Annotated in this window: 29 protein-coding genes; 2 read left to right on the forward strand and 27 right to left on the reverse strand. The window is 36.4% G+C overall.

All coding sequences use genetic code 11. The features are described from left to right. Nucleotides 1-133: 133 nt before the first annotated feature. The 15 genes from rpsA to FHR85_RS08390 all read right to left on the reverse strand — a co-directional run bounded on the left by rpsA (nt 134) and on the right by FHR85_RS08390 (nt 14,437). The gene (gene rpsA / locus FHR85_RS08320; RefSeq protein ID WP_167262421.1) at nt 134-1,273 is read right to left on the reverse strand and encodes a 30S ribosomal protein S1; all 1,140 of its coding nucleotides are present in this window, start codon (nt 1,271-1,273) and stop codon (nt 134-136) included. Nucleotides 1,274-1,341: 68 nt separating this feature from the next. Further along, the gene (locus FHR85_RS08325) at nt 1,342-1,923 is read right to left on the reverse strand and encodes a lysophospholipid acyltransferase family protein (protein ID WP_167262422.1); all 582 of its coding nucleotides are present in this window, start codon (nt 1,921-1,923) and stop codon (nt 1,342-1,344) included. A 20-nt stretch (nt 1,924-1,943) separates the two neighbouring features. Continuing rightward, the gene (cmk, locus tag FHR85_RS08330; RefSeq protein WP_167262423.1) at nt 1,944-2,603 is read right to left on the reverse strand and encodes a (d)CMP kinase; all 660 of its coding nucleotides are present in this window, start codon (nt 2,601-2,603) and stop codon (nt 1,944-1,946) included. A gap of 35 nt (nt 2,604-2,638) precedes the next feature. Beyond that, nucleotides 2,639-3,295: a flagellar brake protein gene (locus FHR85_RS08335; protein ID WP_167262424.1), complete on the reverse strand. Its 657-nt coding sequence runs from the start codon at nt 3,293-3,295 to the stop codon at nt 2,639-2,641. A 367-nt stretch (nt 3,296-3,662) separates the two neighbouring features. After that, on the reverse strand, nt 3,663-4,994 hold the full coding sequence (gene ypeB / locus FHR85_RS08340; protein ID WP_167262425.1) for a germination protein YpeB: 1,332 nt from the start codon (nt 4,992-4,994) through the stop codon (nt 3,663-3,665). Between the two features lie 13 nt (nt 4,995-5,007). Continuing rightward, complete coding sequence (sleB, locus tag FHR85_RS08345) at nt 5,008-5,826, reverse strand: spore cortex-lytic enzyme (protein WP_424923982.1); 819 nt, start codon at nt 5,824-5,826, stop codon at nt 5,008-5,010. A 124-nt stretch (nt 5,827-5,950) separates the two neighbouring features. Further along, nucleotides 5,951-6,910 carry an asparaginase gene (locus tag FHR85_RS08350; RefSeq protein WP_167262426.1) on the reverse strand — a complete coding sequence of 320 codons (960 nt, stop codon included), beginning with the start codon at nt 6,908-6,910 and terminating at the stop codon, nt 5,951-5,953. Then, nucleotides 6,907-7,896, reverse strand: coding sequence for a YpdA family putative bacillithiol disulfide reductase (locus tag FHR85_RS08355; RefSeq protein WP_167262427.1), 990 nt, complete (start codon nt 7,894-7,896; stop codon nt 6,907-6,909). Before FHR85_RS08355 ends, FHR85_RS08350 begins: the two co-directional genes overlap by 4 nt. A 107-nt stretch (nt 7,897-8,003) precedes the next feature. Next, nucleotides 8,004-9,278 carry a Glu/Leu/Phe/Val family dehydrogenase gene (locus FHR85_RS08360; RefSeq protein ID WP_167262428.1) on the reverse strand — a complete coding sequence of 425 codons (1,275 nt, stop codon included), beginning with the start codon at nt 9,276-9,278 and terminating at the stop codon, nt 8,004-8,006. A 121-nt stretch (nt 9,279-9,399) separates the two neighbouring features. Further along, on the reverse strand, nt 9,400-10,335 hold the full coding sequence (locus FHR85_RS08365; RefSeq protein WP_167262429.1) for a D-alanine--D-alanine ligase family protein: 936 nt from the start codon (nt 10,333-10,335) through the stop codon (nt 9,400-9,402). 15 nt (nt 10,336-10,350) lie between these two features. Next, nucleotides 10,351-10,929 (reverse strand): genetic competence negative regulator, encoded by a 579-nt coding sequence (locus tag FHR85_RS08370; protein ID WP_167262430.1) that lies wholly within the window; start codon nt 10,927-10,929, stop codon nt 10,351-10,353. Between the two features lie 147 nt (nt 10,930-11,076). Next, nucleotides 11,077-11,361, reverse strand: a complete 285-nt coding sequence (locus FHR85_RS08375; protein WP_167262431.1) for a hypothetical protein — start codon at nt 11,359-11,361, stop codon at nt 11,077-11,079. Nucleotides 11,362-11,366: 5 nt separating this feature from the next. Further along, nucleotides 11,367-11,948, reverse strand: coding sequence for a CPBP family intramembrane glutamic endopeptidase (locus tag FHR85_RS08380; RefSeq protein ID WP_167262432.1), 582 nt, complete (start codon nt 11,946-11,948; stop codon nt 11,367-11,369). Between the two features lie 10 nt (nt 11,949-11,958). Further along, nucleotides 11,959-13,398 carry a RecQ family ATP-dependent DNA helicase gene (locus FHR85_RS08385; RefSeq protein WP_167262433.1) on the reverse strand — a complete coding sequence of 480 codons (1,440 nt, stop codon included), beginning with the start codon at nt 13,396-13,398 and terminating at the stop codon, nt 11,959-11,961. Continuing rightward, nucleotides 13,391-14,437 (reverse strand): YpbB family protein, encoded by a 1,047-nt coding sequence (locus FHR85_RS08390; RefSeq protein ID WP_167262434.1) that lies wholly within the window; start codon nt 14,435-14,437, stop codon nt 13,391-13,393. Before FHR85_RS08390 ends, FHR85_RS08385 begins: the two co-directional genes overlap by 8 nt. Nucleotides 14,438-14,553: 116 nt before the next feature. Between FHR85_RS08390 and FHR85_RS08395 the strand changes: the two genes are divergently transcribed. Both FHR85_RS08395 and FHR85_RS08400 read left to right on the forward strand, forming a co-directional pair. After that, nucleotides 14,554-14,778, forward strand: a complete 225-nt coding sequence (locus FHR85_RS08395; RefSeq protein WP_167262435.1) for a ferredoxin — start codon at nt 14,554-14,556, stop codon at nt 14,776-14,778. 97 nt (nt 14,779-14,875) lie between these two features. Continuing rightward, nucleotides 14,876-15,370, forward strand: coding sequence for an inorganic diphosphatase (locus tag FHR85_RS08400; RefSeq protein WP_167262531.1), 495 nt, complete (start codon nt 14,876-14,878; stop codon nt 15,368-15,370). A gap of 47 nt (nt 15,371-15,417) precedes the next feature. On the opposite strand, the gene FHR85_RS08405 is transcribed toward FHR85_RS08400, so the two are convergent. From FHR85_RS08405 to FHR85_RS08460, 12 genes are all read right to left on the reverse strand, one after another. Further along, entirely contained in the window at nt 15,418-17,175 is a 1,758-nt protein-coding gene (locus FHR85_RS08405) for an ATP-binding protein (protein WP_208379639.1), read from the reverse strand. Further along, nucleotides 17,175-17,891: a response regulator transcription factor gene (locus FHR85_RS08410; protein WP_167262436.1), complete on the reverse strand. Its 717-nt coding sequence runs from the start codon at nt 17,889-17,891 to the stop codon at nt 17,175-17,177. The genes FHR85_RS08405 and FHR85_RS08410 overlap by 1 nt, the downstream gene beginning before the upstream one ends. A gap of 26 nt (nt 17,892-17,917) precedes the next feature. Then, entirely contained in the window at nt 17,918-19,108 is a 1,191-nt protein-coding gene (gene ccsB / locus FHR85_RS08415; protein WP_167262437.1) for a c-type cytochrome biogenesis protein CcsB, read from the reverse strand. A gap of 27 nt (nt 19,109-19,135) precedes the next feature. Further along, a complete protein-coding gene (gene resB / locus FHR85_RS08420; protein ID WP_167262438.1) occupies nt 19,136-20,767 on the reverse strand; it encodes a cytochrome c biogenesis protein ResB in 1,632 nt (543 codons plus the stop codon). A 16-nt stretch (nt 20,768-20,783) separates the two neighbouring features. Continuing rightward, nucleotides 20,784-21,326 (reverse strand): thiol-disulfide oxidoreductase ResA, encoded by a 543-nt coding sequence (gene resA / locus FHR85_RS08425; RefSeq protein ID WP_167262439.1) that lies wholly within the window; start codon nt 21,324-21,326, stop codon nt 20,784-20,786. 66 nt (nt 21,327-21,392) lie between these two features. Next, complete coding sequence (locus FHR85_RS08430; protein WP_167262440.1) at nt 21,393-22,136, reverse strand: pseudouridine synthase; 744 nt, start codon at nt 22,134-22,136, stop codon at nt 21,393-21,395. Nucleotides 22,137-22,219: 83 nt separating this feature from the next. Then, nucleotides 22,220-22,747, reverse strand: a complete 528-nt coding sequence (locus FHR85_RS08435) for a spore maturation protein (RefSeq protein WP_167262441.1) — start codon at nt 22,745-22,747, stop codon at nt 22,220-22,222. Next, the gene (locus FHR85_RS08440; protein ID WP_167262442.1) at nt 22,744-23,337 is read right to left on the reverse strand and encodes a nucleoside recognition domain-containing protein; all 594 of its coding nucleotides are present in this window, start codon (nt 23,335-23,337) and stop codon (nt 22,744-22,746) included. Before FHR85_RS08440 ends, FHR85_RS08435 begins: the two co-directional genes overlap by 4 nt. Beyond that, nucleotides 23,331-24,236: a D-alanyl-D-alanine carboxypeptidase family protein gene (locus tag FHR85_RS08445; RefSeq protein WP_167262443.1), complete on the reverse strand. Its 906-nt coding sequence runs from the start codon at nt 24,234-24,236 to the stop codon at nt 23,331-23,333. Before FHR85_RS08445 ends, FHR85_RS08440 begins: the two co-directional genes overlap by 7 nt. A 517-nt stretch (nt 24,237-24,753) precedes the next feature. After that, entirely contained in the window at nt 24,754-25,215 is a 462-nt protein-coding gene (locus FHR85_RS08450; RefSeq protein ID WP_243864204.1) for a DUF3907 family protein, read from the reverse strand. Between the two features lie 38 nt (nt 25,216-25,253). Beyond that, entirely contained in the window at nt 25,254-25,826 is a 573-nt protein-coding gene (gene scpB / locus FHR85_RS08455; protein WP_167262445.1) for an SMC-Scp complex subunit ScpB, read from the reverse strand. After that, nucleotides 25,813-26,565: a segregation/condensation protein A gene (locus tag FHR85_RS08460; protein ID WP_167262446.1), complete on the reverse strand. Its 753-nt coding sequence runs from the start codon at nt 26,563-26,565 to the stop codon at nt 25,813-25,815. The genes scpB and FHR85_RS08460 overlap by 14 nt, the downstream gene beginning before the upstream one ends. Nucleotides 26,566-26,814 lie beyond the last annotated feature (249 nt).

A 26,814-nucleotide genomic window follows, 5' to 3' on the forward strand; every position in this document is an offset into this window, starting at 1 on the left:
CTCGTGCTATTCCCGCAGGAGTCGCCACCTTCGCTACTCACAATTCAACAACTAAGTGCTACACCATTTTTGAATATCAACACTAAACTATTAAGAGCCTAGAAGAAAAAGAGTGGCAATAAGCCACCCCTTCTTATTCCTTATTAAAGTCTTTTAGTTTATCACCAATAAGATCGCCTAATTGGAAACCTTCATCTTCTTCTTTTTGGTATTTCGCGACATCAGCATTTTCTTCAATTTCTTGAGCTTCTTTAATGCTTAGCGAAACACGTTGATTGGTTTCGTTAACATCAAGAACTTTAACGTTGACCTTCTGATCAATTTCAAGTGCTTCTTGAGGTGAACCAATATGCTCTTTAGAAATTTCCGAAATATGAACAAGACCCTCTACTTGTGGAAGTACTTCGATAAACGCGCCAAAATTAACTAGTCGTTTAACTGTTCCTTCAACAATTTGTCCAGGTTTTAACTTCAGTTCAATACCTTCCCAAGGACCTGGTTGTAACTCTTTTATAGATAAACCAATTCTCTCAGTATCACGATCAACTGTTAGAACTTTAACTGTCACTTTTTGACCAACTTCTACAGCATCTTCAACTTGGTTAACGTGATCATGTGATAATTGTGAAATATGAATAAGACCATCTATTCCACCTAGATCAACAAATGCGCCAAACGATGCTACACGTTGAACGACACCTTCAAGAACGTCTCCTACTTCGATACTTTGTAATAGTTGTTTTTTCTTTAACTGTTTTTCTGATTCTTCAACAGCTTTATGAGATAGTATAATGCGATTTCGTTCTTCATTTACTTCTATAATTTTAACTTCTAGTGTCTTACCTTGATAAACAGATAAATCATCAACATAAAAAGTTTCAACATGTGAAGCAGGTATAAAGCCACGTACGCCAACGTCAACTATTAGACCAGCATCGACAACATCTGAAACAACTGCTTGAATAACAACATCTTGTTCATGCTGTTGCATTAGTTGATCCCAAGCCATTTGTTGATCTTTCTCCTTCTTTGAAACAACGATGACTTCATCTTCTACTTTTGTAACAACACCTTCAAAGGTATCGCCTTCTGATAACACTTCATTTGTATGATCAACATGTAAATGTGACAGTTCTGAAATTGGTACAACACCATCAAATTTTGCACCTATATTAACAACCACTTGTTTTTCTTCTAGTTTAACAACTGTCGCTTTCACTTCATCTCCAACTTGGAGCGTTTGTTCTGATACATTTTCTTGATTTTCAGTCATTATGATTCCTCCTTCTTCCTCAAACAAAACAAAATACATTATGTAATAATAACACCTTTATTATAACATTATTTTGTATTTTCTTCTAATAATGATTGGATATTCGCCATAATTTCATCTGTCACATCTTGAGCTCTAGGGTTTTCATCTTTTAATGTTTCAAATTCAATCGCTTGGCCATATACGACGTGTAACGGTTCAGATCGGTCATAACTTCCGATAATAGCGCATGGTATCACCGTCGCGTTAGAACGCATCGCAAAAAAACCTGCACCTGCAAGTCCTTTTTGTAATTGTCCATCCTTACTGCGAGTTCCCTCAGGAAACAATCCTAATATTCCACCTTGTTCTAATAATTCTAACCCTTTACGAAGAGCATTACGATCACGCATTCCCCGTTTAACTGGGAAAGCATTTAAGTGAGGTAATAGAGAGCCTAACCCTTTCTTCTCAAACAACTCTTCTTTTGCCATGAAGTGTATGTCCCTCGGTGATGTAATACCGACTACTGGAGGGTCAAAATTAGAGATATGATTTGAACAGATAATAACAGGACCTTGATCAGGTATATTTTCCTGGCCATGAATCTTGATTCGATATAAAAATTTAAATATTACCCAAACCACAAATTTAGCGAACTTATAAATCATCTCATAAACCCCTTTATTTCTTACTGAGCTTGTTCAATCAATGAAAGAATTTGATTAGTTACATCATCAATTGATAATGACGTGGTGTCAATCTCGATTGCGTCTTCAGCCTGAACAAGCGGTGCCATTTCACGCTCTGAATCAATTTGGTCACGACGTTCAATATCACGCTTTAATTCTTCTAAATCCGACTCAATTCCTTTTTGTAAGTTTTCTGTGTGTCGTCTTTCAGCCCGCTCTTCCACAGAAGCAATTAAGAATACTTTTACATCTGCTTGAGGTAAGACATATGTTCCGATATCACGTCCGTCCATGACAACATTAGCAACTTCTGCTAATTCACGTTGCATGGCCACCATATGATCACGAACGGATTTATGTTTAGCCACATCTGAAACATGATTTGTCACATCTGTTTGTCTAACCTCCTGCGAGACATTTTCACTATTTAAATATACGTCTTGACCATGTTCTTGATACTTGAATGAAATGGTTACACGATTAGCTAAATGTGATAACTCTTGTTCATCATTAGGGTCAATCCCTTCTCTAAGAGCTTGTAATGTTAAGGCTCGGTACATTGCACCAGTATCAATGTATACGTAACTAAGTTGATTTGCTACCTTTTTGGCAACAGTACTTTTACCCGCTGCCGCTGGTCCGTCAATTGCTACTTTCATGATTGTTCCTCCTAGTATTTTTAAGTTGTCACATATTATGATTTTAGTTTTCGACGGCGTTGTAATTGTTGATCAAAACAAAACTTAATAATGGCTTCCCGTTTCTCATCATCAATGGAATTAAATTTGATCGATAATTTCCAACTAGAACCATCCATCTGACTATAGCGAATGACTTCACCTATAGCATTTAAATAAATATATTGATTAGCTTCAAGCGGTAACACGATCATCAAGTCAAGTTCTTCACCTTCATTAAACTTGATTTCATGAGCTTTAACAGCGATGCCCCCACCACTTATATCTAGTGTGTAAGATATTAAAGGCTCACGTTCTTCATCTAATGGATATAAAGCAATATCTAAATTCGTGTTGACACGGACATATTCACGACGCTGTATCTTCATTAATTCATCTTTTTGAGGATAATCTAATTCGAGTACAGCCATTCCTTGCCATTTACGACGCTTGACTTCCGAATAAAATTGAAAAACGACTTCATGATCGGATACGAATGATACCCTAACTTTTGTATTCTCAATAAAATAATGAGTTCTACCTGTTTGTTGATTCACAGGATAATCAATAAAAACGTGATCATTCGTCAGGTCAAATACTTTAGAGTGTAATTTTTCTTCTATTTGTTCCCCTTTGACTGTCTCAATGGAAAGTTTTTTACCTACTGACAGCATAGAACGTATCTCCTTTTTCCCCAGCTATTATAATTATGACAAAAAAAACTAAAAAGGAAAAGGTAAAGTTACCTTTTCCTCTAATTATTTATTAATTGCTCTGTTAAACTTTAATGTTTATTTTCAAATGATGTAGCACGGAGTTGTTGAATTGAGAGAAGCGAAGGTGGCGACTCCTGGTCGACTAAAAGCGGTCACGTCCTGTGACCAACGTCGACATTAGACCGTCCGGGTCGTCACGGGAATAGTACGTGTCTCGAGACCCCGCAGGCCGCGTTTTTTGGCCGAGGAGGCTCGAGCCGTGCCCGCGGAAAGCGTCCACCGAAAGCGGATCACAATATCAACAACGGACTTTAACAAAATTTTATTAATAAACTTCTTCACTTTGGGTTAAACGCTCAACCCGTTCTTCAAACCCGTCATTAGCATTAATATAAACACGATAAGTTGTACCATCAATTGTCCCTAACACTTCATATGCTAAGACTTCTCCGCTCTCTTCCGTTTCGATCACTGCTAACCGAGTTGTTTGTACATCTATTTGATCATGTATATAATCGATTGCCTCTTCCTCAGTCAGAGTTGGTTCAAATTCACGTTTTTCTCGTTTATTTTCATTTAATATAAAATCCCTTGCTGTCACTCCTGTTACTTGACCATCATCTAAAGCGACTTTTACTTGAATTTCATCAGGATAATAATAAATGTCATCATGAACATGAACAAACTTATAAACGCCTACTTTTTCATATTGCTTACTTTCAACCATTTCAACTTGTTCATAATCTAGGTCTTTTAATAATGTTTCAGCAACTAAACGTCCATCATGTAAGCTTTTTGTTGATTCACCAATATCTCGATTTAACAAGTATGATAAGACATTTCCACCTTGCTCCGTAACTTCCGCGTAGCCATGAAACGAATCAGTATCAAATGAAACATTATAAATAGGTACTTCAGAACCTTTACCAGTTTCTGTAACTGTTAATTCTGTTTGTTCATTTAGTTCAAAATAATCCGTAACAACTTGTTCAATATCATCTTGATTATAGGTTTCACCATCAAGTTCAACTTGTTTTTTATCATTTTCACTATCATTCAACTGACTTAATCCATCAAACTGACCAGCATCTTCTTCTACTACCTGTAGACCTTTTAATACTTCATCGTCACGTTGATCATTTGTTGCAACACTGACTTCAATATCCATCCACCTAACACCATCTGTTAAAACTTGATTTTGCACCTGTCTTAAGTCACTTTTCATTTGGTTTGATTGATCTTTAAGCTCTCTCAACGCTTGTAATTCTTGATCATTTAATGGCTGATCATTTAAATCTCTAATCGATACATCGTAAGCGAAATCACCAATTTGATTTAACAGTTGTTTTGTTTGATTAAAGGGTAATAATGACAACGGAAGCTGTGAAACATCTGCTTTCGCTTCAGAAGTGATCTTCCAAATATTAGCCATCTGAGGCGAAATATTACTTGGAGCATTCATTGCTAGTACAGTTGAGATTTTCTCATCTAATTCATCCATACGGTATGTTAAATCATGAAATGCTCGTTGATAATTATTCTCCGCTTTAATTAATATCGCATTTTTCTCCTGTTGTTCTTGGTAACCCCAAATAATTGCTCCAACTAATCCTATAAGCAGTACAATATATATAATCCAACGTATCCATCCTGGCATTAAATTCACCTTCCTACTTCATAAAGATATGCTTACCAATTCGTTTGATTTGAGGTCTTGACCAAATCCAATCTGATGTTGCCGTTTCAGGGTTGAAATAATAGATAGCACCACCTGAAGGATCCCAGCCGTTTGTAGCATCCATTACTGCTTCACGCGCTTCTGCATTCGGCTGCATATTAATCTGACCATCTGCAACTGCTTCAAACGCAAGAGGTTCATAAATGATTCCTGAAATTGAATCTGGAAAATCGGGGTGATCTAGTCGATTAATTATGACAGCCGCAATCGCAACTTGACCATTATATGGTTCTCCTCGTCCTTCTGCATAGACAGCTCTAGCCATTAAATTAATATCATTCTGAGAGAAACCACTAGGTACATTAACTGCTTGTGGTTCATTGGTAGCTGCGTCTTGATTGTTTTGCGATTCTTGTGATTCTTGTGTTGGTTCATTGGTTTGTTGATCAGGTTGTTTACCACCTTCATAGTTAACATCACGATTATTATTGATTTGTTGTTTAATATAACGCTCATCATATTCTGTCGCATTCACTAGCTTTTGTTTAGTTTTATCGCCTACTAAGCCATCTACACTCTCTAAACCAAAAGCTTCTTGAAAATTACGCACAGACCAATAAGTTCCCCAACCAAATACGCCATCAATTTGTCCTTCATAGTAACCGTTATATTGTAGACGCGCCTGCAATTCAATGACGTCATCACCTGTAGCACCTTTTTGAATCACTTGGTCGGAAAAGCCACTAACCGTCATGTTTGTTCCTAGTATTACTAAACAAATAATGATGATCCCTAATAATTGTTTCATCATCTCATGATCCTCCTGTTCCTTAGCTCACGTTAAGGCTTAGTTTCTACTTTTTGTAACAGATTATACAAAGGAACTCTGGTCAAAAGAAAACCCCCGACAACTAGTGTCGAGGGTCTAATAATCGTTATGAGAATGTTAGTGAGGCATTGTCATCTGCTAATTGTACAGCTAACCTTACACGAGCTTTTTTACTATCATAGTCACTTCCTAGAATGACCCCATAATTAAATAAATCATAAGCACTGCCTTCATAATCGTAAGTTGGATAAACAGCTCCTTCTTCTGAGGCTGTGGTAATGACAACTTTGATTCTCTTATCTAAACTACGCTTAATCGCAGGCATCATTTTAGGGGGGACCTGCCCACGGCCTACACCTTCTAGTATGATACCTTGAGTACCTGCTGCAACCAATGCATCGATCATAACACCATCTGAATCGGTATAACATTTTACAATATCCACACGTGGTAAAGGGTGAGATACTTGATGAATATCACGTTGGATTGGACGTTGGAATACCTTAACTAGATCATTATCAATAATGCCTAAATAACCAAATCCAAATGAATTGAATCCTTGTATATTACTAGCGTGTTCCTTTTTAACATGCTTGGCAGCAAAAATTCGTTCATTGAACACAACAACAGTTCCTGCATGGTGTAGATCAGGACTACAAGCTGCATAAATTGCATGTCGCAAATTAATATAAACATCGCTGCCTAAATCAGAAATTGAACGTTGAGATCCTGTTACAACTACAGGGCGCTCGTCGTTAATTGTTAAATCAAGAAAATAAGCCGTTTCTTCTATCGTATCAGTGCCATGAGTCACTACGACGCCTGATACATCAGGATCTTCAAAATAACGATCAATTGTTTGTTTTAATAAAAGCCAATCGTTTGAATCAAGATGTATACTAGGTTTTTGAAAGGCTGAATCAATAACAAGTTCAATTTCTTTTGGTAATTCACATAATGATGCTAATTCTTCACCAGTCATTTCCCCCGACGACAGCTTACCACTCGGTTGCTTAGGTTTACTCGCAATGGTTCCGCCTGTCGTGATTAATACAACTTTATTCATCGACTCACCTGTTCCTTCTCAACAATATGTTGTGCGATTTGTTCGCCGTGATGACGACCATTTTCAATAAATATTTCATTATTATTATAACCTGCCGCAATAACACCTGAAACATAAATATTACTTATATTCGTTTCCATTGTTGCATCATTAAATTCAGGTCTTCCTGTTTCAGATTCAATATTAATTCCAATCGACTTTAAGAATTCATGATCCGGATGATAACCGACCATGGCAAATACAAAGTCTGCCTCAGTTGAATAGTTAGCTTCACCTATTTTGTAATGTACTTTTTCTTCGGTGATTTCCTGTACTTCAGCATTAAAAACCATTTGAATTTTATTATGTCGAACTAATGCTTCAAAATTTGGCAATATCCACGGTTTGACACTTGAAGAATAATCAGCTCCACGATATAAAACGGTCACATGAGCTCCTGCCTTTTCCAGTTCTAAAGTGGCATCAACCGCTGAGTTTTTGCCACCGATAACCACGACGTTCTGGTTATAAAACGGATGTGCTTCTTTAAAATAATGGGAAACATGCGGTAATGATTCACCTGGAACACTTAAACGGTTAGGATGGTCATAATATCCTGTAGCGATTACTAAGTATGTTGTGAAATAATAATGCGTTACATCATTTTGGTCCACCGTGCTTATATGATAACCGTCAGGATTTGATTGCATATTTAAAACTTTTTCATAAGTGTTGATTCGTAACTCAGTTCGATCCGCCACCGTTCTGTAATAAGTTAATGCTTCGTTACGCACTGGTTTTTGTCTTTCAGAAATAAATGGAATTTGTCCGATTTCTAGCTTTTCGCTTGAACTAAAAAAGGTTTGATGAGTGGGATAATGATAAATTGAATTAGCCACATTCTTCTTTTCAATTATAAGTGGATCAAAACCTTGACGTTTAAGTTCAATGGCTGTTGAAAGACCACACGGGCCACCACCTATAATGATGATCTTTTCTTCTATCATTTATAAACACCTCTATGTATTGGCTTCATCATGTTGGTTCATGACAATAAAAAACTCCTACCAAATTAATGATAGGAGATTTTAATTCGCGATTCAACTGTTTTTAATTAAATCCAACCTCTAAAGCGAGCTGCTTCTGTCATCTTACGCACTCCAACCATATATGCCGCAAGACGCATATCAATATTACGGTTTTGAGACGTTGTATAAACGTTATTAAATGCTTTAACGAGTACTTCTCTTAATTTTTCTTGGACTTCTTCCTCTTTCCAGTAATAGCCTTGATTGTTCTGGACCCATTCAAAATAAGAAACCGTCACACCACCAGAAGAAGCTAACACATCTGGAACGAGTAAAATTCCACGCTCTGTTAAGATTTGGGTTGCTTCTAATGTCGTTGGCCCATTTGCTGCTTCAACAACAATTTTAGCATTAATATTATGTGCATTATCTTCACGAATCTGGTTTTGGATCGCTGCAGGAACTAAAATATCCGTTTCTAGTTCAAGCATCTCGTCATTTGTAATGGTATCTTCAAATAAGTTAGTGACTGTACCAAAACTATCGCGACGATCTAATAAGTATTCAATATCTAACCCATCTGGATCATGTAGCGCGCCTTCTGCATCTGAGATTGCAATAACCTTAGCACCCATTTCATGCATGAATTTAGCTAAGAAACTTCCGGCATTACCAAAGCCTTGCACAATCACACGTGCTCCTTGAAGTTCAATACCTTGTTTTTTACAAGCTTCTTCAATACAGATGGTAACCCCTTTAGCTGTTGCTGTTTCACGACCGTGCGAACCACCTAAAACAATTGGTTTACCTGTAATAAAACCAGGATTATTAAATTCGTCAATACGACTATATTCATCCATCATCCATGCCATAATTTGTGAATTGGTAAAGACGTCTGGCGCTGGAATATCTTTCGTTGGGCCAACAACTTGTGATAAAGCCCGAACATAACCACGACTTAAGGCTTCTAATTCTCGGAATGACATCTCACGAGGATCACAGATAATGCCACCTTTACCACCACCATATGGTAAATCTACAATACCTGATTTCAACGTCATCCATATAGATAAAGCTCTAACCTCTGTTTCTGTAACATTAGGATGAAAGCGGACCCCACCTTTTGTTGGACCAACTGCATCACTGTGTTGAGCTCGGTAACCAGTAAAAACTTTAACTTTTCCATCATCCATACGTACTGGTATTCTCACCGTAATCATACGTACAGGCTCTTTCATTAATTCATAAGCTTCATCAGGATAACCTAATCGTCCCAATGCGTCTTGAACGACTTCTTGTGTCGATTTTAGAATATCATTGTCTTTTTCTTTTTTAGAATCTTCTGAGTTCTGGGCCACCATTTGTTTACCTCCTATATTTATGCAAACAATGTTGAGTTAAAAGCTTTCAATGTTTAGTATACATCTTAAATAAGAATATGCAACAACATAACAGGACAAATTATCCAATCTTATATGAAATTTAGCTATATTTCTCCAAGCTCAAATCAATAAATAGTTGGACCATTTCCGTATAACTGATCCCTACTGCCCCAGCAGCATCTGGGTATAAACTCGTCGGTGTCATACCAGGCAAAGTGTTCACTTCTAATATAACAGGACCATGCACCTCACTTAAAATGAAGTCTACACGAGAATAAGTTTCACACCCCAGTGCTCGGTGCGCTTGGTTTGCGTAGTTTTGAATCGTTTCGGTTAACTTTTCACTGATCTCAGCTGGAACTATATGTTCGCTTCCACCTTCAGCATATTTGGATTCATAATCATAATATTTACTTTTAGGTACGATTTCTATTATAGGCAGTGCTTGTTCATCACCTTTATTACCTAAAACTGAAACAGTTAATTCTCTTCCACTAACATAGTCTTCTACAATAATGTCCGAATCATGTGTGAATGCCATTTGAACAGCGTCAGCAATTTGTTCATCCGATTCTACAATGGTTAACCCTAAAGTTGAACCTTCTTGATTAGGTTTTATCACAAAAGGTTTTGTGAAAGTTGTTTTTATGGTATCAACCATATTTTCTCTAGCTTCTTTATAATGGAAAGATTGACTTCTCGCAACAGGGATGTCGTGCATAGCAAATACTTGTTTAGCTTTTGATTTATCCATAGCCAGTGATGAAGCTAAAACGCCTGAACCAACATAAGGAACTCCCATCAATTCAAGCATCCCCTGAACTGTCCCGTCTTCACCTTGTTTACCATGTAAACCAATTAAAACAAGATCTACTTCCTGTAATTGTTTCCATAACTGTTCCATTTGATTCGGGTCAAAGTCAATAGCCACAACATCATGATCCAACTGATCTAATGCTTGAATCATCCCTTTTCCTGTTGATAGAGACACTTCTCTTTCTTTTGATGTTCCACCGTATAACACTGCGACTTTCATTTGTTCACCTCAAATTTAATTAAAATGTTGATTAATGGTCTTGATTGCATTTTCCAATACAACATGGTTTCCATATTCGATTAAAACATGCGATGTCATTGTACTAGGCGAACCAAATTCAGACAAAATAGAAATTAGATCTTCTCGTTGACTACTCGCTAGATCGTGATCATCGATTTTCATATAATACAACTGTTCAAAATGGTAAATTGATGAAGACATTTCATTCATTGACTTTAGAGTTTTGGCAACTTGAATAACAGATTCGAATGTATCGAAGGAAAAGATGAGTTCTTGACTTTCATCCATTGTTACTTTTAACTCAATATAGTCGTCTCCATCTTCGATTTCACTTTCATTTTGTGTCACAACAATGATCATACCTTGAGCTTGCAACATATGAACACGAACGATTAATCGTCCATCCAATTCCATTTGTAATTCCTCTGACGCTTCATGCAACATATCTTGAAAAAGACGGTTTGCTTGAGGAAGATTATTCCATAAGTCGTCTTTCGAATAGCCTCGATCATAAAGATCATCGTATGTTAAAAAGATTTTAAACTGATTTATGCTAATACGTTCTAATCTCATGTCACCACCTCCAAGATTATTACTGCTATTATATGTGATGGATACAGCGAAAATTGCCTGTTTAAGTATGTATAATTTAATACATACTAATATTCTAAAGGATAAATGCATATTTAAAAACGGTTTATCGTGAAATCATCGAAAAACTTAATTATTAGCTAACATAAAATAATAATAAATTGGAATAGTCATACTTAATAAAAGAAATAAGATTAGAACGATATGAAGAGTTAATCGATGATAAAAGAGTGACGGTTCCTGTTCGATTTCTTCTTTTTCATTTGTTTCTTCATGTTGATCATCTTCTGAGTCTGAGTTATGGGTATGTTTAAACTTTTTTCGCTTTGTTCGATGTACTTCGCGGCGTGGTGGCAATGACATGACATCAGCAGAGTCTGACGATTGCAATTCTTGTTGATTTGACGCTGACACTAAAATCACCTCATTTTTTTCCAATAATAAACACCTAACAATAAATCAATCGTGTAATGCGCAGTAATGGTAACCATTAAGTTGTTAGTTATATGATACATATACCCAATTCCAAATGATAATAACATAACAGACAATAACAATACCCATTTACGCAAATATCGAACATGAACTAACGCAAATAATAGACTTGCAACCCAAAAACCAAAGTGTGTTTGGATCACGCCACGAAATAACACCTCTTCAGATAGAGCTACTACTAGTGTCAGTAAAGCAGTATGTGGAAGCGAAATCGATGTGAATAAGCGACGATTGATCCCGCCATCATCATATAATCGACCCGGTAAAAATTGAATCATGATAATGTCAACAAGGACGATTATGACTCCTGGTACCAGACCAAACCAAAAAATTTCATGAGCATTAAAATGAAATAACGTCCAAAAATCGCCCCATTGATTAAATAGAAAAAGGCCGACAATATAAGCAATGACAAGGAATAAACCTTGTGATAAATAAACGTTCCACAACAATTCCTTATCAGATAGTTGTTTGACTAGATCAGCTTGTGTTGGTCTTCTAGACATATAATTTCCATCACCTTTTATTAAACAATTCCTTTAAACGTTTTTCCCAATTAACTTCTATATAAAATGAACCATCATCGGGTAATTCCCAGTTCTCAATGTTAAATCCACATTGATCACAACAATCAAATTCAGCGTTTTTAACCTCTTCCTGAAATTTTTTATAAAGCTCTTGACGCCTACATTGATCCGTATGAATCCATTTCAACAACCCCATAATACTGTCTTTTTTTACAGCTAACCTTTGATCACGCACTTGCCTAATGGTAAGAAATAAATCGTTAGATAAATATCTATTCTTTTCCGTTTGAAATACTAAAAATCGCTCTTGTGTTTCTGTCAACTTGTCACTCAAATCCACAGACTGTAAAAAAGCACTGATCATTTCATCATCTGGTAATTCTTGACCAATTAAATGAAATGGTAGGGTTTCGTCACCACGTTGATATAATAAAAAAGCTAAACTAGGTTGACCGTCTCGTCCTGCTCTCCCTATTTCCTGAATATAAGATTCTAAATCAGATGGCATGTGATAATGAATAACCAGTCTTATATTTGCTTTATCAACGCCCATCCCGAATGCACTGGTGCAACAAATAACATCCAATTGATCATACATGAACTGTTGTTGTATTAATAATCGGTCTTCTGATTCCATGCCACCGTGATAAAATGCGATTGCTCGGTCAGGGAATTGTTGTTGTAGCATATGGCAAACAGACTCACTTTTCATGCGACTGGAAAAGTAAATCATAGTAGGCATTCGCTTCTTTTCTAAGAGTTTCGTTAATTGCCGATGTTTTTCCTCAACGGTTTCAACATGACTTACAGACAGTGTAATATTAGGTCGATCAATTGGATAGATTATTTTCTCAAAAGGAAGATTAAAATGATTAACGATATCCTGCTGTACGTCATCTGTTGCCGTTGCACTGAGAGCTAATAATGTCGGTTGGCCCAATTCATTATGTACAGCATTTAATTTTAAATAATCTGTTCTAAACTCATGCCCCCATTGCGATAAACAATGCGCTTCATCGATGACAAAATAATTAACATGTTGTTGTTTTAAATAATCGATCACTTGACTTTGTTGCAACATTTCAGGCGAGCAATAGAGCAATTGAACATTTGATAATTGATTTAATATTCTTTGTTTTTGATGACTATTATGCAAACTAGTCAATGTAGCCACCCGTTTGATTCCTTTTGCTTTCAGTACTTTAACTTGGTCAATCATTAATGATAATAAAGGTGAGACAACAATCGTTATTCCAGTCGTTAGTAAAGCAGGCAGTTGATACGTAATCGATTTACCACTACCTGTAGGTAAAGTAGCTAACGTGTTATGGCCTGCTAACACCGATTCAATAATTGATTGCTGACCTGCTTTAAAAGTGTCAAAACCAAAATACGTTTTAAGATAATGTTCTAATTGATGCTCAACCATTCGAAATCGCCTCTTTTTCTTGTCCTAAACGTGCTATCACCAAACGAATTTGAAAATAAGACAATTGATCATCCAACTGTTCTTTAATCTTTCTTAATCGCTTTGTTGTGTCTTCTTCCAAGACATGACGAATTCTCTTTTCATCTTCTAAAGAAATAAATTCACGAATTGAAAATAGATATTCTTTCATCGCAAGCTCTACAATATGATCTTCTATCGTACTTGGTTTTAGGCCTCTCTTTTCAACGATTTGGTCAATCGACATTCCTCTGTTATACATATGTTTTGTCACTAAAGCTGATTCTGTTAGTCGATTTTCCTCTTGCTTTGGTATTAACTGTTTAATGAGATTAAATGAGTCAGGGTTAGAACTAATATACCTTAACCACTGATGTAAGGCTGATTGAACGGATAATTCAATCATAATCGGATTCGTTTGCCATTTTTCAGCTAATTGCTGATAACTTAAACCAATTTGATCAGACCCTGAGATAGTTAGCATCATTAAGTTTGCTTCATTTTCATTCAATAATCGAAACAATCGATTAAGTTCGTCATATAGCACGTCACCATTTTGAGCTAATGGATCATAGTCATTAAATAGTTTCTTAATACTTGCTTGCACCGATTCATTGTCTGTAATCGGAAAGAATTGTGTTTGTTTATGTATTAAATTTGATACGGATTGAATGAGTAATTGTAATCGTATATAAAAAGGTCTAGTAATAGCTCCATAGTCCATACCGTTCAGCTCAAATCGCCAATCATCCTGACAAAATTGTTCACCCATTTCTGTTATTACGACGAGTGAGTCTTGCTCTTCTATTAAGCCATCCTTTTTTAGTTGATTAATCGCTTGATCAAATGTCTCAACAGATAATTTGGGCAGTACGTGATAAAAAGCTGTTAAACGAAACAACCGACTATCTTGAAAGGTTTGAGCGGATTTTTTTCCTCTTAAAATATGAAGAACAGAACGCGGGGTACGTTCACCTTCGATTTGTTTTAAACGGGGTAATAACCACCTTGAAAATGACATATGGATGACTCCTTTTAGTCAGGAAACTATAATTTTTGCAACAGATAAATATAGTAGATAGAATATAATAAGATACTTTTATTATAGCATGTCATAATGCTGGAGGAACGAACAATATGCCTAAATTCACAAAAGTTGATCCTGATACCTGTATAGCTTGCGGTGCATGTGGTACAAGTGCGCCTGACATATTTGATTATGATCTTGAAGGGATAGCCTTCTCAAAATTGGATGAAAACAAAGGAAAGACACCAATACCCGAAAATTTAGTAGATGATTTTGAAGATGCTATAGAAGGATGTCCAACTGAATCAATTAAACAATCTAATGAACCATTTTAAACTATTTGTCGAATGACTAAAACTATTTTCCAAGTTTCTTTTCTTACTAGTGAAACATTGGTATAATAATCAGTGAATTTGAAATCAAGGAGGAAGTATTGTGGCAAACAACAAAATTATTGATGTATTTGTCGAAATCCCGACAGGTAGTCAAAACAAGTACGAGTATGATAAAGACAAAGGTGTTTTCAAATTAGATCGTGTGTTATTTTCATCACAGTTCTATCCAGCGGAATATGGTTACATTGATGAAACATTAGCCTTAGACGACGACCCATTAGATGCTCTAGTGATTGTAACTAACCCAACATTCCCAGGTTGCGTCATCGAATCTAAAGTTCTTGGTTTCTTAAACATGGTTGACGACGGTGAAGAAGATCAGAAACTTATTGCTGTTCCAGTAGAAGATCCTCGTTTCGAAAATGTAGAGACATTAGACGACTTACCTCAGCACAAACTTGAAGAAATCAAGCATTTCTTTGATACTTATAAAGACCTTCAAGGTAAAGAAACACAAATCGGGGAATATGAAGATGCTGATGCAGCAAGTAAATTAATTGATGAGTGCCTAGAGCGCTATCAAAATAATTAAATCATTAAAAATGAACCGCCAATAATTTGGCGGTTCATTTTTAATCTTTATTCATCCAATGTTAAAGGTAAAGTAAATGTAAATGCCGTGCCTTCTTCATATTTACTTCGTGCAACAATCGTTCCACCATGTGTTTCTACAATGTGCTTGGCAATGGATAACCCAAGACCTGTTCCTTTTTTCGATTGATGACGAGTTCTTGCTTTGTCACTTTTATAAAAACGTTCAAAGACAAACGGTAAATCTTCCTCAGCAATTCCTTTTCCATTATCTGCAACTTCAAAATATAACTCATTGTCACTTTTCCAAACAGAAACATGAATCATTCCTTGCTCTTCTGTATGTCTAAATGCATTATCAATTAAATTTGTTAAGACTTGTTCAATTCTGTCTGGATCGAGCATGACAGTTGTTTGATCTAAATCAAAATGAGAATTGAAGTCGATTTTTTGATTTTGAGCTAACGTCGTAAATTTGTTCATAACACGCTGAACAAAAGTTGCCACATCTACTTCTTCAGGATTCAATTGGATATGACCTGCTTCCATTCGTGCAAGATCAAGCAATTCATTAACTAAGCGATTCATCCGCAATGATTCATCATAAATAATCTGAGCTAACTCTTGTTTTTCCTCTTTCGATTCGGCTACATCATCAACAATTGCTTCTGAGTAACCTTGCATCATCGAAATTGGTGTACGTAGTTCATGAGAGACATTGGCTAAGAAGTCTTTACGTAACTTATCTAATTGCCGCTCATCTGTCATATCACGAATGATCGCAACAATTCCGACGATTACAGCATTATCATAAAGCGGCGTCATGACTAATACATACGACCGCCCTTGTACAGTTAGTTCGACAGATTGCTCTTGTTCATGCACTAAGACATCATTAAAATATGTGGTTAACATTTCTGGTAATGGTTCTTCTGCTAAATCATGTTCGTATTTAAGTTGTTCAAGAAATTGTTCTGCTGGTGGGTTAATAATTAAGACATCAAATTGTTTATTAACTGTAATCACACCATCAGCCATCGATTTCAAAATACTTGATAACTGAGATTTTTCTTGATTAAGAGCATTGATATGATAATTTAATTGTCTACGCATTAAGTTAAATGAATTAGCTAATTCACCGATTTCATCATAGGTTAGCACGGGAACCTTGGTATGAAACTCTCCTTTGGCTAATTCCGATGCCGCTTTACGCATACGAATCAAAGGTGCTGTAATCCGTGTTGATAAGAAGAAAGCAAAAATCGTTGTTAATACGATTGCAATTGTTGCTGCTAACAAAATAATATCTGTCGTTTGATCTGTTGTTTCTTCAACTACATTTAAAGATTGATAAACATATATTGCACCCTGTTCATCCTCTGTTGGGATGCCAACAACCATGATTTCTTCATCAGAATTGGGTAATGTTGTAATCTCTCTAATCTGTTCATCTTCTGATAATGATGGGTTAATATCAGAGTTAGCGATAAACCAACTTGGCTCGAGTTCAAAGTTTTGGCCCTGTGTAGGTTCATTTTGCCAATAATCATGCTCATCAAAGAAAATAGTAGCACGTGTTGAAGGGTCCATTAATTGGTTAACCGTTTCTATACTAACATCTTCTTGTTGATGACTCTCCACCAATGATTGAACACTTTCAGCTTGATTAACTAAATTTTGTTCAGCATCGTCGATATAAAAGTTCTCGAAAAACTCAAGCAATAATACAGTCAAAATCATTAAAACGAATGCAACAAGAAGAATAATGGTAGACCATAATTTGAAAACAACACTTTTCCAAAACATTATGCGTCTGTTACCTCAAACTTATAACCGACACCCCAAACAGTCACAATCATACTACCTGCAGCCTCAGAGACTTTGTTTAATTTCTCGCGCAATCGTTTAACGTGAGTATCCACAGTTCTTAAATCACCAAAGAATTCATACTCCCAAACTTCTTTCAACAATTCTTCACGGTCGAATACTTTATCTGGTGCTTTTGCTAAATAATATAATAGTTCATATTCTTTCGGTGTTAAACTGACTTCAATATCATCTGCGAGCACACGATGAGCGTCTTTATCGATCGTTAAGTGTGGGAATACTAAAACATTCTGCGTATCGGGTTTTGTTTCTAAATACTTTGTCGCAGAAGCACGTCGTAATAGAGCTTTGACCCGTAAAACGACTTCACGCGGACTGAATGGTTTAACAATATAATCATCTGCACCCACTTCAAACCCTTGGACTCGGTTAGATTCTTCACCTTTTGCTGTTAACATAATGACAGGTGTAGCTTTTTGTTCTCGCAATTGAGCACAAACATCCACCCCGTCTTTTCCAGGCAACATCAAATCAAGAAGAATTAAATCATAATCGGCAGCTAACGCTTTATCTAGTGCCTCATCACCATTCGCAGCTTCATCGATCTGATAACCTTCCCGATCTAGATATAATTTTAATAAGCGTCGAATCCGCTCTTCATCATCGACCACTAAAATATTTGCTTCTTCTGACATATACAACATCTCCTTTTATTGGACGATTAAGCATAAGAGTGTAATCCAGCAATGACTAAGTTGATCACAATTAAATTAAACATAATAATTGCAAATCCAACGACTGCAAGCCATGCGGATTTCTTTCCATGCCAACCACGTGTTAAACGCAAATGTAAAAATACAGCGTAGAATAACCAAGTCACGAGAGCCCATACTTCTTTCGGGTCCCAACCCCAGAAGCGGCCCCAAGCTTGTTGTGCCCATATAGAAGCAAAGATTAATCCACCAAGTGTAAATAATGGGAAACCAATAGCAATCGCTCGGTACATGATATCATCAACAACATCTGGGTTAATTTTATCGAATTTTTCATTTAATAAAGCAGAAATTCGACGTCCCTTTAAGATTAACCGTAATAATCCATACAGTACACCGCCAAAAGCTAATGATAAAAATAACGTATTTAATTTCAAACCAGCGTCTGCACCTTGCATCCAACCAGGTGTTTCGATACCAGAGTTAAAAACACCTTCTGTAACTAACTCTGAATCATGAGGCTGGAACAAAGCTGGCATGGAATAAGTCACATCAACCGTTTGCTCTTCTAATTCTTTAGTAAATGTTGCTTCATAATCCATAGCACCGAAACTACTAGATAAAACAATATATGCAATTGTAGAAACAACACCAAATAAAATCAGTTCTAAGAATGTCGTTTCTTTACTAGATTGAGATTGATCGACTCGTTTGATTAAGAATAACAAGCCAGCTATGAAGCTTATAGACAATATTGCTTGAGCTAAGGCAACCGTCGTCACGTGAACATAAAGCCAATTTGATTGTAGTGACGGCACTAATGGCGATATTTCCTGTGGAAACATACTTCCGTAACCAATAATTACTATAGCTATTGGTAATGCGATTAAGCCCAATGCAGGAATGCCATAGATGAAATAGATCACCACAAAGGCTAAGATAAGCATCATACTAAAGAAGTAAATATACTCAAATATATTACTGACTGGAATATGACCTGCTTGAAGCCAACGGAAAATGTACGATGTCATTTGGGATGCAAAGCCAATAATCGTAAACGTCATAGCAATTCTTGTAGCTTTTGATTTTTTATTGGATTCACGATTTTTCCCTAAAGTTAATCCAAAAAATGCTGTCGCAATTAAATATAAGAAGAATGTAATATTCAAGAACAAACTACTTAATTCATATAAATCCATGAAATGCCTCCTAAGCAAACAATGTCATCACTTCATTTCTTGTTGATCAACAAATGAATTGACATTCGTTCCTTTTGTGATTTTATCAAGTTCTTGGTTCATACCATACCAGTTTTTATTCGTATGAACACCAATATGATAAACCCCATCTTTTGGATGTATCCATATACGTCTATGATACCAATATAAACCTTGAGATACACCAATCATGAAAATACCTGCCCCTAGTCCAAAGAGAGGTAATGTATTATCTTTTTTCACCGTTAAACCAGAAGCTGAACGACGATCAACCTCTGAGACATTAACATTTGCTTGGTTATTATCTGCTAAAGGTATCACTTTTTCTTGTAAATAAAAGAAACGCTCGTCTTCTTCTAGCTCAGGACTACTGACTGTGAATATAATCCCTGGATTACGTGGGTACTTCGAAAATGACGATGGTCCTTCATCTGTAAACTCTAATTCAGGATACCAATTGTCAATTGTAATCGTTGTATCGCTTTCCTCTAACTTAAATTCAGATGGTGCTTCATCGGTATCAAATGTGAAGGCTCCCAGTGATTGATTATTCAGCTGTAACTCCATAGAAATAGAATTATACTCTGACTCTACTTGTGTACCTGATTGATAAAGAGAATAGCCATCAAAAATAACAGGTTGATTTAACCTAATTTCTCCTTCGGTTACCTTTTCTAATTCTGGTTTTTCCCCTAATATTGGGTCATTGGTTGCCCGATAAATCGTGGCATTCGTTTGGAAGTTCTTCGGCACTGGATTCTCTACATCTTCTAGTGCCCTCGTAAATCGTTCTTCAGTATCCGCATCATAAACTTCATAAATAAATTTATTGTTCTCGACATAATATTCTTGACCCGTTCCTGGAATTGCTTGAACCTCACCTTCACGCACCCATACGTAATCATCAATGTGCATGACTTCAAACATTCTAAAAATCGAAGCTATTAAAATAATAATCAAACCAATGTGATTAACGTATGGGCCCCATCTGGAAAAGCGATTTTTTTCAGCGAATATATGACCATCTTCTTCATGTACTTTATACCGTTGTTTCTTTAGGTTAGTTTTTACCGTGTTCAAATCGTTTTCAGAAAGTTCATTATCAAAACTGACGACTCGTTGACGTTTAACAAATATTTCATTCTTCTTAGTCTTTTGATTCTTTAAAGCTCTACGTAAAGGAACATAACGGTCAATACTTGAAATAATAATTGAAACGCCAATTAGCGCAACTAAAGTTATGTACCACCAAGAATCATACATATTATGAAAACCAAGTTGATAAAATATTTTACCAGTCAAACCGTATTCTTCTTCATAGAAAGCAGACGATGGTAAAGGTGAATTCTTAAACTGCTCTTGTGGGTATATGGTACCCAGTGCAGAAAAAACAAGTGTAATGACGATTAACCATACACCAACTTTAACTGAAGAGAAGAAGCCCCACACCTTATCGACAACGGTTCTTTTATAGGTTTGAGAACGGCGAGCACCGCCTTCGTAACGCATTTCTAGAACATTTTGTTGATCATTACCGTCGATATGCTGATTTTCTGAAATGGGTTTACCACACGCTTCACACAGCACAGTTCCTTCTTTATTTTCATGTCCACATTCACATCGTATTGTTTCGTTAGCCATTACGATCCCTCACACTTTACGACTTCTCGGGTAATATTTCTTGAAAATAACCTTCTAAACTTTCTAATGTCACAGGACCACGGACAATGCGTTCGATGGTTCCATCTGGATTAATAAAGAAAGAAGCGGGCAAATTCGTCACCTCGTAAACATCCATCACAGTTTCTTGTCGGTCAATTGTACTTGGAAAGGATAAATCTAGGCTATTATAAAAGTTATTAATGACTGATTCATTTCGGTCTACACTGACAGCGACAATTTCAATTCCTTGATCTTTATAATCTTGATAGAGTTGGTCCATATAAGGCATTTCTTTCTTGCATGGTTCGCAATAAGTCGCCCAAAAGTTTACCATAACACCTTGTCCACGTAACTCTTTAAGTTCGATTGTTTCTCCAGATTTATCTAAGCGATCTAATTTAAAATTGGGAGCTTCCACCCCTTCTTCTAAATCAGGTCTTTCAGAATTCGCATTAACGATTAAAACGAAGACTAATGTTCCAACCAAAAGTGTTAAGACAACACTTCTAAATATTAGACGTTTTTTCTTCTTATTCACCGATAACCCTCCCACATTAACATTGTATCACGAGTGATTTTATCAGCATTTTGTGATGTTTGAACATTATTTAACATTTTGCTTCGTCAAATCTGCCAATTGTTTGACTTCATGTGGTGTTAACTCTCGATAATCACCAGGTTGCAAATTACCTAATGTTAATGTTCCAAATTGTTCGCGTCTTAATTTCTCAACTGAATAACCTAAGCTTTCAAACATTCGTTTCACTTGACGGTTCTTGCCTTGGTGAAGAACAAGTTCAACTTTTGAAATGTTTTTACGTTTATCAATTTCGATAATTCGTGCTTTCACAGCTTTTAATCGTTCACCTTCATGTTCTACTCCCTTTTTTAGCTGTGTTAAATCTTTTTTATCAAAAATTCCTTTTACTTTAGTAACGTAAACTTTGTCGACTTCATACTTAGGGTGAATTAACTTATTCGTCAAATCACCATCATTAGTAAGCAGTAACACACCTGTCGTATCGTAATCTAAACGTCCAACGGGATAAACTCTTTGTTCAATGTACGGTGAAAGAAGATCAGTAACAACTTGGCGACCTTTATCGTCTTGAACAGAAGACAATGTTTGACGTGGTTTATTGATTATATAATATACTGGTTGTTCTTTCTCAATTACGATCTCATCGACTGCTACACTATCTTGCTTGGCGACTTTTGTACCTAGTTCTGTCACTACTTTATTATTTACTTTGACTCGTCCAGACACAATCATGTCCTCTGCTTTTCTTCTAGATGTGACACCACTATTGGCAATAACTTTTTGCAATCGTTCTTTATTTTCACTCATATTGACACCTCTTTATTTCTTCATTAATTATATTATGGCATAAGAAAAGCGCTAACACTACGGTTAACGCTTAGCTACTCTCATTATGATCCAAACAATAGATAACATACGATTAACGATGCTATTATACCAATTAAATCCGCTAACAGTCCAACTTTAAGTGCATCACCCATTTTCTTAATACCTATGGCACCAAAATAGACTGTTAACACATAAAGCGTTGTATCAGTACTCCCTTGCATGGTTGAAGCTAGCCTGCCTATAAATGAATCTGGCCCTTCTGAACGAATTAAATCTGTCGCAATACTTAATGAAGCTGTGCCAGAAATCGGTCTTGTTAGTGCTTGCGGAACGATTTCAGGTGGTACATTGAATATAGCTAATAACGGTTCTATAACATTGACAAATGCATCTAATGCACCTGAGGCCCGGAATATACTTATAGAAACGATCATCCCTAATAAAAAAGGAAGCAAAGAGATCGCCATCTTTACACCCTCCTTGCCTCCTTCAACAAACGTTTCATAAGTTGGCACCCGTTTATAAGTTCCATGAAGAAATACCGTAAGTAAAAGAAGCGGAATAATCCAGTTACTTATCTGTACAATCATACAGCTTGTCTCCTCTTTCTTCGATAGTAAAAAAAGCGATCTATCAAAATAGCACCAATAGAAGAAACGAGTGTCGCTAATATCGTAGAAATCACAATATCAGTCGGACTAATTGAATCATATCGCATTCGAATAGCAATCATTGTAGTTGGGACTAGTGTTACACTCGAGGTGTTTATGGCGAGAAAAGTTATCATAGACCTTGAAGCTACTTCACTATCACCATTTAATCCTTTCATTTCGTGCATCGCTTTAATCCCAAGTGGCGTCGCTGCATTACCTAAACCAAAAAGGTTTGCAGATACATTAGATAATATATAACCCATTGCTGGATGATCAGCAGGGATGTCAGGAAACAATCGTGTGAATAACGGTTTGAATAACTGGGCTAATGAATTTAATAGTCCCGAATTTTCAGCAATTCTCATAATCCCCAACCAAAACACTAAGACACTGATTAAGCTAATAGTTAACGCTACTGCCTCTTCTGCACTTTTGAAAATAACTTCATTGACTTCTTCAATGGTCCCATTAAAAAAAGCATAGATAATACCGATTACAGCTAAACCAACCCAGATAATATTTACCATGTTGGCCCACCTTGTAAATGTTGAAAAGCATCCGAAATCATTGTACGAAATGATGATAATGGTTTTTGTTCTTGCTCAGTAAAGGTAATCGGTATTTCTGGTTGATCTTCTAATTGTTCAAACCCATATTCATAAAGTTCTTTATGGTCTTGCCAGTCACGCTTAGCATCAATCGTTACAACAACAAGTTCGTGATGATCTTGTTTAGCAGTTGTTACCAACGTCCGTCCAGCTGTGCTTGTATAGCCTGTTTTACCCCCCGTACAAACATCATCATACGTCATCAATAATTTATTTTTATTATGCCAAGGATAATCTTCTTCTTCAGATTGATATGTTTTAGAACCGAAGATCTCTCTAAATACTGGCTCTGAATTCATAGCGTACCGTGTTAACTTAGCCATGTCTAAAGCGCTTGAATAATGTCCTTCTTCATCTAAGCCATGCGGGTTTTGAAATTGACTTTGCGTCATACCTAGCCAATCAGCTTTTTCATTCATTAAGTAGGCAAATCCACCCTCACTACCAGCAATATGTTCTGCAATCGCTACTGCAGCATCATTTCCTGAACGAAGCATTAATCCATAAATTAAATCTCGTAATGGATAGTGATCTCCTGGTTTTGTATAAATCGAAGAACCAACTGTATTTGCCGCTTGTTGTGATATTTCAACAGACTGATTTAGATCTCCATGCTCAATAGCTACAATAGCCGTCATGATTTTGGTAATACTCGCTATGGATTCTTCAGAGTTGGCATCTTTATTAAACAAAACTTCTCCTGTTTCCATATCAATAACGACTGCATGATGAGCCGATAAACTGGGTTCTGCTTGTACAGAATGTGGTGAAACATAAAATAAGATCATCATCACTATGAATATACGTATCAGTTTCATCATTCATCCCCTATCCCTAAACCTTGTCCTTTCCTAAAGCATTCTATGTTTGGGTCATTTGAGATATGAAAATCATGAGAGAAATAATGTTAAATATATATGCTCTGTTAAAATTTAGTGTTGATTTTCAACTGGTGTACCACTGAGTTGTTGAATTGTGAGGAGCGAAGGCGGCGACTCCAGTGGGAACAGCGCGTGCCTCGAGACCCCCGCAGTCCATGCTTTTAGGCCGAGGGATGCACCTGCGTCTTCTAGCAAAGCTTCGAAGTAGGCTTCCTCGGTGCAAGTAACAAAGCAGCTTATTCGATGAAGTTGCCTGGCTCGAGCCGTGCCCCTGCATAGAAAACACTGTGAAAATCGAACGTAGTGAGATTGAACAGATGTTGCACTTGTGCCCTATGGGTAAAAGCGTCCGCCGAAAGCGGATCACAATATCAACAACGGACTTTAACAGAGCCAATATATAAAAAAACCTTCTGCCAATCCTTTGATGGATTGGCAGAAGGAAATCGAATCGTTAAACAGCTTCTAAGTAATCTAATTGTTCCCGTAAATCTTGAAAAGTAGGTTCAATTTGTTGCGTCAAATCAAGCAAATCATCACCTGGGTCAGCTTGAAATTCTATTGATCGTTTGTCACAATAAGAAGCTCGACTGTCTTCATACCATAAATCATCTTTTGGTGAGAAAAACTGATTAACACACTTGTGATAAATACCTTTAAGGATCTTTTCAAGCATATTAGTATCTAAGGGTTCGGAGCGGATCAAACGTTTTAAAGCGTTTTTTCCCTCCATGCAATAAACTTCTAAGAAACGAAACTGTTTAATCACTGCTCCAATATATTCGTCATTCAATGATTTATCTTGTTCAACGATTGAAGTAACACTCTTCTCATTTAAAAAGCAAGTTAATTTCTGTTCAATCTCTTGTAATTGTTTATAAATTTGCTCAGCCTGTGAGAATAATTGTGTGCTCATTGGCACTGGTTGACCTCCCTAATTGACCAAGTTTTAAATTAATGGTTCTCAATTTCAGTAAAGAATAAATCAGCTTCTTCTAAAGCGTGATCCACATCTTCATTAGGTAATGGTGGTAATTCTTCCAGTGAAGTCAAACCAAAGAATGTAAGAAATTCTTTAGTGGTCTGAAACAAAATTGGACGCCCACTTGTATCTTTACGACCACATTCTTCAATTAAAAATCGAGATACGAGCGTTTGGATGGGACCATCACTTTTAACACCGCGAATATCTTCTATTTCTACCCTGGTTATTGGTTGTTGATAAGCGATAATAGAAAGTGTTTCTAATGCCGCTTGTGATAATTTTGATTGAGAAGTCGACTCTTGCATCTTCTCAAAATATAACGCATGCTCTGACTTAGTTGTTAAATAATAAACACCTTTTCTCTCTAAAAGCGACAATCCCCTTTGACTATGTTCATAGTCGTATTTCAATTCTTCTAATAAAAGTTGCGCTGTTTCATCATTTACTGAAAGGACTTGTTTGATTTGATTCATCTCGAGTCCCTCATCACCTGAAGCAAATAACAAGCCTTCCAAAACGCCTTTAAATTCAGTCAATTCCATGTTCTTCCTCCATTAGTGCAACTGTGATGTCTGAAAAGTTATCCGATTGATAACACATAATCGTATACGTTTTCATGAGCTCTAATAATGCTAAAAATGTGGTGACGACTTCAAATTTTTCTTGATAGGAAAACAAATCATAAAAAGATGATCGCCCTTTTAATCGTTGAAGCGTATGTATGACATCTTCCATACGATCTTCGATTGATACTTCCTGTCTTTGAATAGTTGTTTCCATAGGTGCTAATAGTTTCTTACGTCGTAACACTTTTTGGAATGCTTCAGTTAAATCAGTAACTGATAATACATCACTCCGTTTAACAACATATTCCGACTGATAAGGTGTCATATCCATCGGTGGACGAGTGAATATTTGGTTTGACTCTTGTTCTTTCTCTTGTAAGATATTAGCGGCTTCTTTATATTTCTTATACTCCACTAATCGTTGGATTAATTCTTCTTGAGGGTCTTCTTCATACTCATCTTCAACATCAATTTCTTGTTTAGGGAGTAACATTTGACTTTTGATTTCAAGTAAAGTTGCTGCCATAACAAGATATTCGCTAGCAATGTCGAGATGTAAATCCTGCATAGTATGGATATAATTTAAATATTGATCTGCTATCTCTTTTAAAGGGACATCGTAAATATCAATTTCATACTGATTTATTAAGTGTAATAATAAGTCTAATGGACCTTCGAATGAATCAATCTTAACTTTATATACTGATTCTGACATCTACTCACTCTCTTCACTACGCTTTCCTCTTACTTATCATCGTATCAAAACTGATGTCTAAAAGGAACAGACTTCTGTCATTATTTAAATAATAAGCTTTATTAAAGTCCGTTGTTGATATTGTGATCCGCTTTCGGTGGACGCTTTTACCCATAGGGCACAAGTGCAACATCTGTTCAATCTCACTACGTTCGTTTTTCACAGTGTTTTCTATGCAGGGGCACGGCTCGGGCCAGGCAACTTCATCGA

The organism is Alkalibacillus almallahensis, assembly GCF_011761495.1.
Lineage (GTDB): Bacteria > Bacillota > Bacilli > Bacillales > Alkalibacillaceae > Alkalibacillus > Alkalibacillus almallahensis.

Excerpts from the sequence above, each read along its gene's own strand:
- rpsA (WP_167262421.1), bottom strand. The coding sequence starts at position 1,273 with ATGACTGAAAATCAAGAAAATGTATCAGAACAAACGCTCCAAGTTGGA.
- FHR85_RS08325 (WP_167262422.1), bottom strand. The coding sequence starts at position 1,923 with ATGATTTATAAGTTCGCTAAATTTGTGGTTTGGGTAATATTTAAATTT.
- cmk (WP_167262423.1), bottom strand. The coding sequence starts at position 2,603 with ATGAAAGTAGCAATTGACGGACCAGCGGCAGCGGGTAAAAGTACTGTT.
- FHR85_RS08335 (WP_167262424.1), bottom strand. The coding sequence starts at position 3,295 with ATGCTGTCAGTAGGTAAAAAACTTTCCATTGAGACAGTCAAAGGGGAA.
- ypeB (WP_167262425.1), bottom strand. The coding sequence starts at position 4,994 with ATGCCAGGATGGATACGTTGGATTATATATATTGTACTGCTTATAGGA.
- sleB (WP_424923982.1), bottom strand. The coding sequence starts at position 5,826 with ATGATGAAACAATTATTAGGGATCATCATTATTTGTTTAGTAATACTA.
- FHR85_RS08350 (WP_167262426.1), bottom strand. The coding sequence starts at position 6,910 with ATGAATAAAGTTGTATTAATCACGACAGGCGGAACCATTGCGAGTAAA.
- FHR85_RS08355 (WP_167262427.1), bottom strand. The coding sequence starts at position 7,896 with ATGATAGAAGAAAAGATCATCATTATAGGTGGTGGCCCGTGTGGTCTT.
- FHR85_RS08360 (WP_167262428.1), bottom strand. The coding sequence starts at position 9,278 with ATGGTGGCCCAGAACTCAGAAGATTCTAAAAAAGAAAAAGACAATGAT.
- FHR85_RS08365 (WP_167262429.1), bottom strand. The coding sequence starts at position 10,335 with ATGAAAGTCGCAGTGTTATACGGTGGAACATCAAAAGAAAGAGAAGTG.
- FHR85_RS08370 (WP_167262430.1), bottom strand. The coding sequence starts at position 10,929 with ATGAGATTAGAACGTATTAGCATAAATCAGTTTAAAATCTTTTTAACA.
- FHR85_RS08380 (WP_167262432.1), bottom strand. The coding sequence starts at position 11,948 with ATGTCTAGAAGACCAACACAAGCTGATCTAGTCAAACAACTATCTGAT.
- FHR85_RS08385 (WP_167262433.1), bottom strand. The coding sequence starts at position 13,398 with ATGGTTGAGCATCAATTAGAACATTATCTTAAAACGTATTTTGGTTTT.
- FHR85_RS08390 (WP_167262434.1), bottom strand. The coding sequence starts at position 14,437 with ATGTCATTTTCAAGGTGGTTATTACCCCGTTTAAAACAAATCGAAGGT.
- FHR85_RS08395 (WP_167262435.1), top strand. The coding sequence starts at position 14,554 with ATGCCTAAATTCACAAAAGTTGATCCTGATACCTGTATAGCTTGCGGT.
- FHR85_RS08405 (WP_208379639.1), bottom strand. The coding sequence starts at position 17,175 with ATGTTTTGGAAAAGTGTTGTTTTCAAATTATGGTCTACCATTATTCTT.
- FHR85_RS08410 (WP_167262436.1), bottom strand. The coding sequence starts at position 17,891 with ATGTCAGAAGAAGCAAATATTTTAGTGGTCGATGATGAAGAGCGGATT.
- ccsB (WP_167262437.1), bottom strand. The coding sequence starts at position 19,108 with ATGGATTTATATGAATTAAGTAGTTTGTTCTTGAATATTACATTCTTC.
- resB (WP_167262438.1), bottom strand. The coding sequence starts at position 20,767 with ATGGCTAACGAAACAATACGATGTGAATGTGGACATGAAAATAAAGAA.
- FHR85_RS08430 (WP_167262440.1), bottom strand. The coding sequence starts at position 22,136 with ATGAGTGAAAATAAAGAACGATTGCAAAAAGTTATTGCCAATAGTGGT.
- FHR85_RS08435 (WP_167262441.1), bottom strand. The coding sequence starts at position 22,747 with ATGATTGTACAGATAAGTAACTGGATTATTCCGCTTCTTTTACTTACG.
- FHR85_RS08440 (WP_167262442.1), bottom strand. The coding sequence starts at position 23,337 with ATGGTAAATATTATCTGGGTTGGTTTAGCTGTAATCGGTATTATCTAT.
- FHR85_RS08445 (WP_167262443.1), bottom strand. The coding sequence starts at position 24,236 with ATGAAACTGATACGTATATTCATAGTGATGATGATCTTATTTTATGTT.
- FHR85_RS08450 (WP_243864204.1), bottom strand. The coding sequence starts at position 25,215 with ATGAGCACACAATTATTCTCACAGGCTGAGCAAATTTATAAACAATTA.
- scpB (WP_167262445.1), bottom strand. The coding sequence starts at position 25,826 with ATGGAATTGACTGAATTTAAAGGCGTTTTGGAAGGCTTGTTATTTGCT.
- FHR85_RS08460 (WP_167262446.1), bottom strand. The coding sequence starts at position 26,565 with ATGTCAGAATCAGTATATAAAGTTAAGATTGATTCATTCGAAGGTCCA.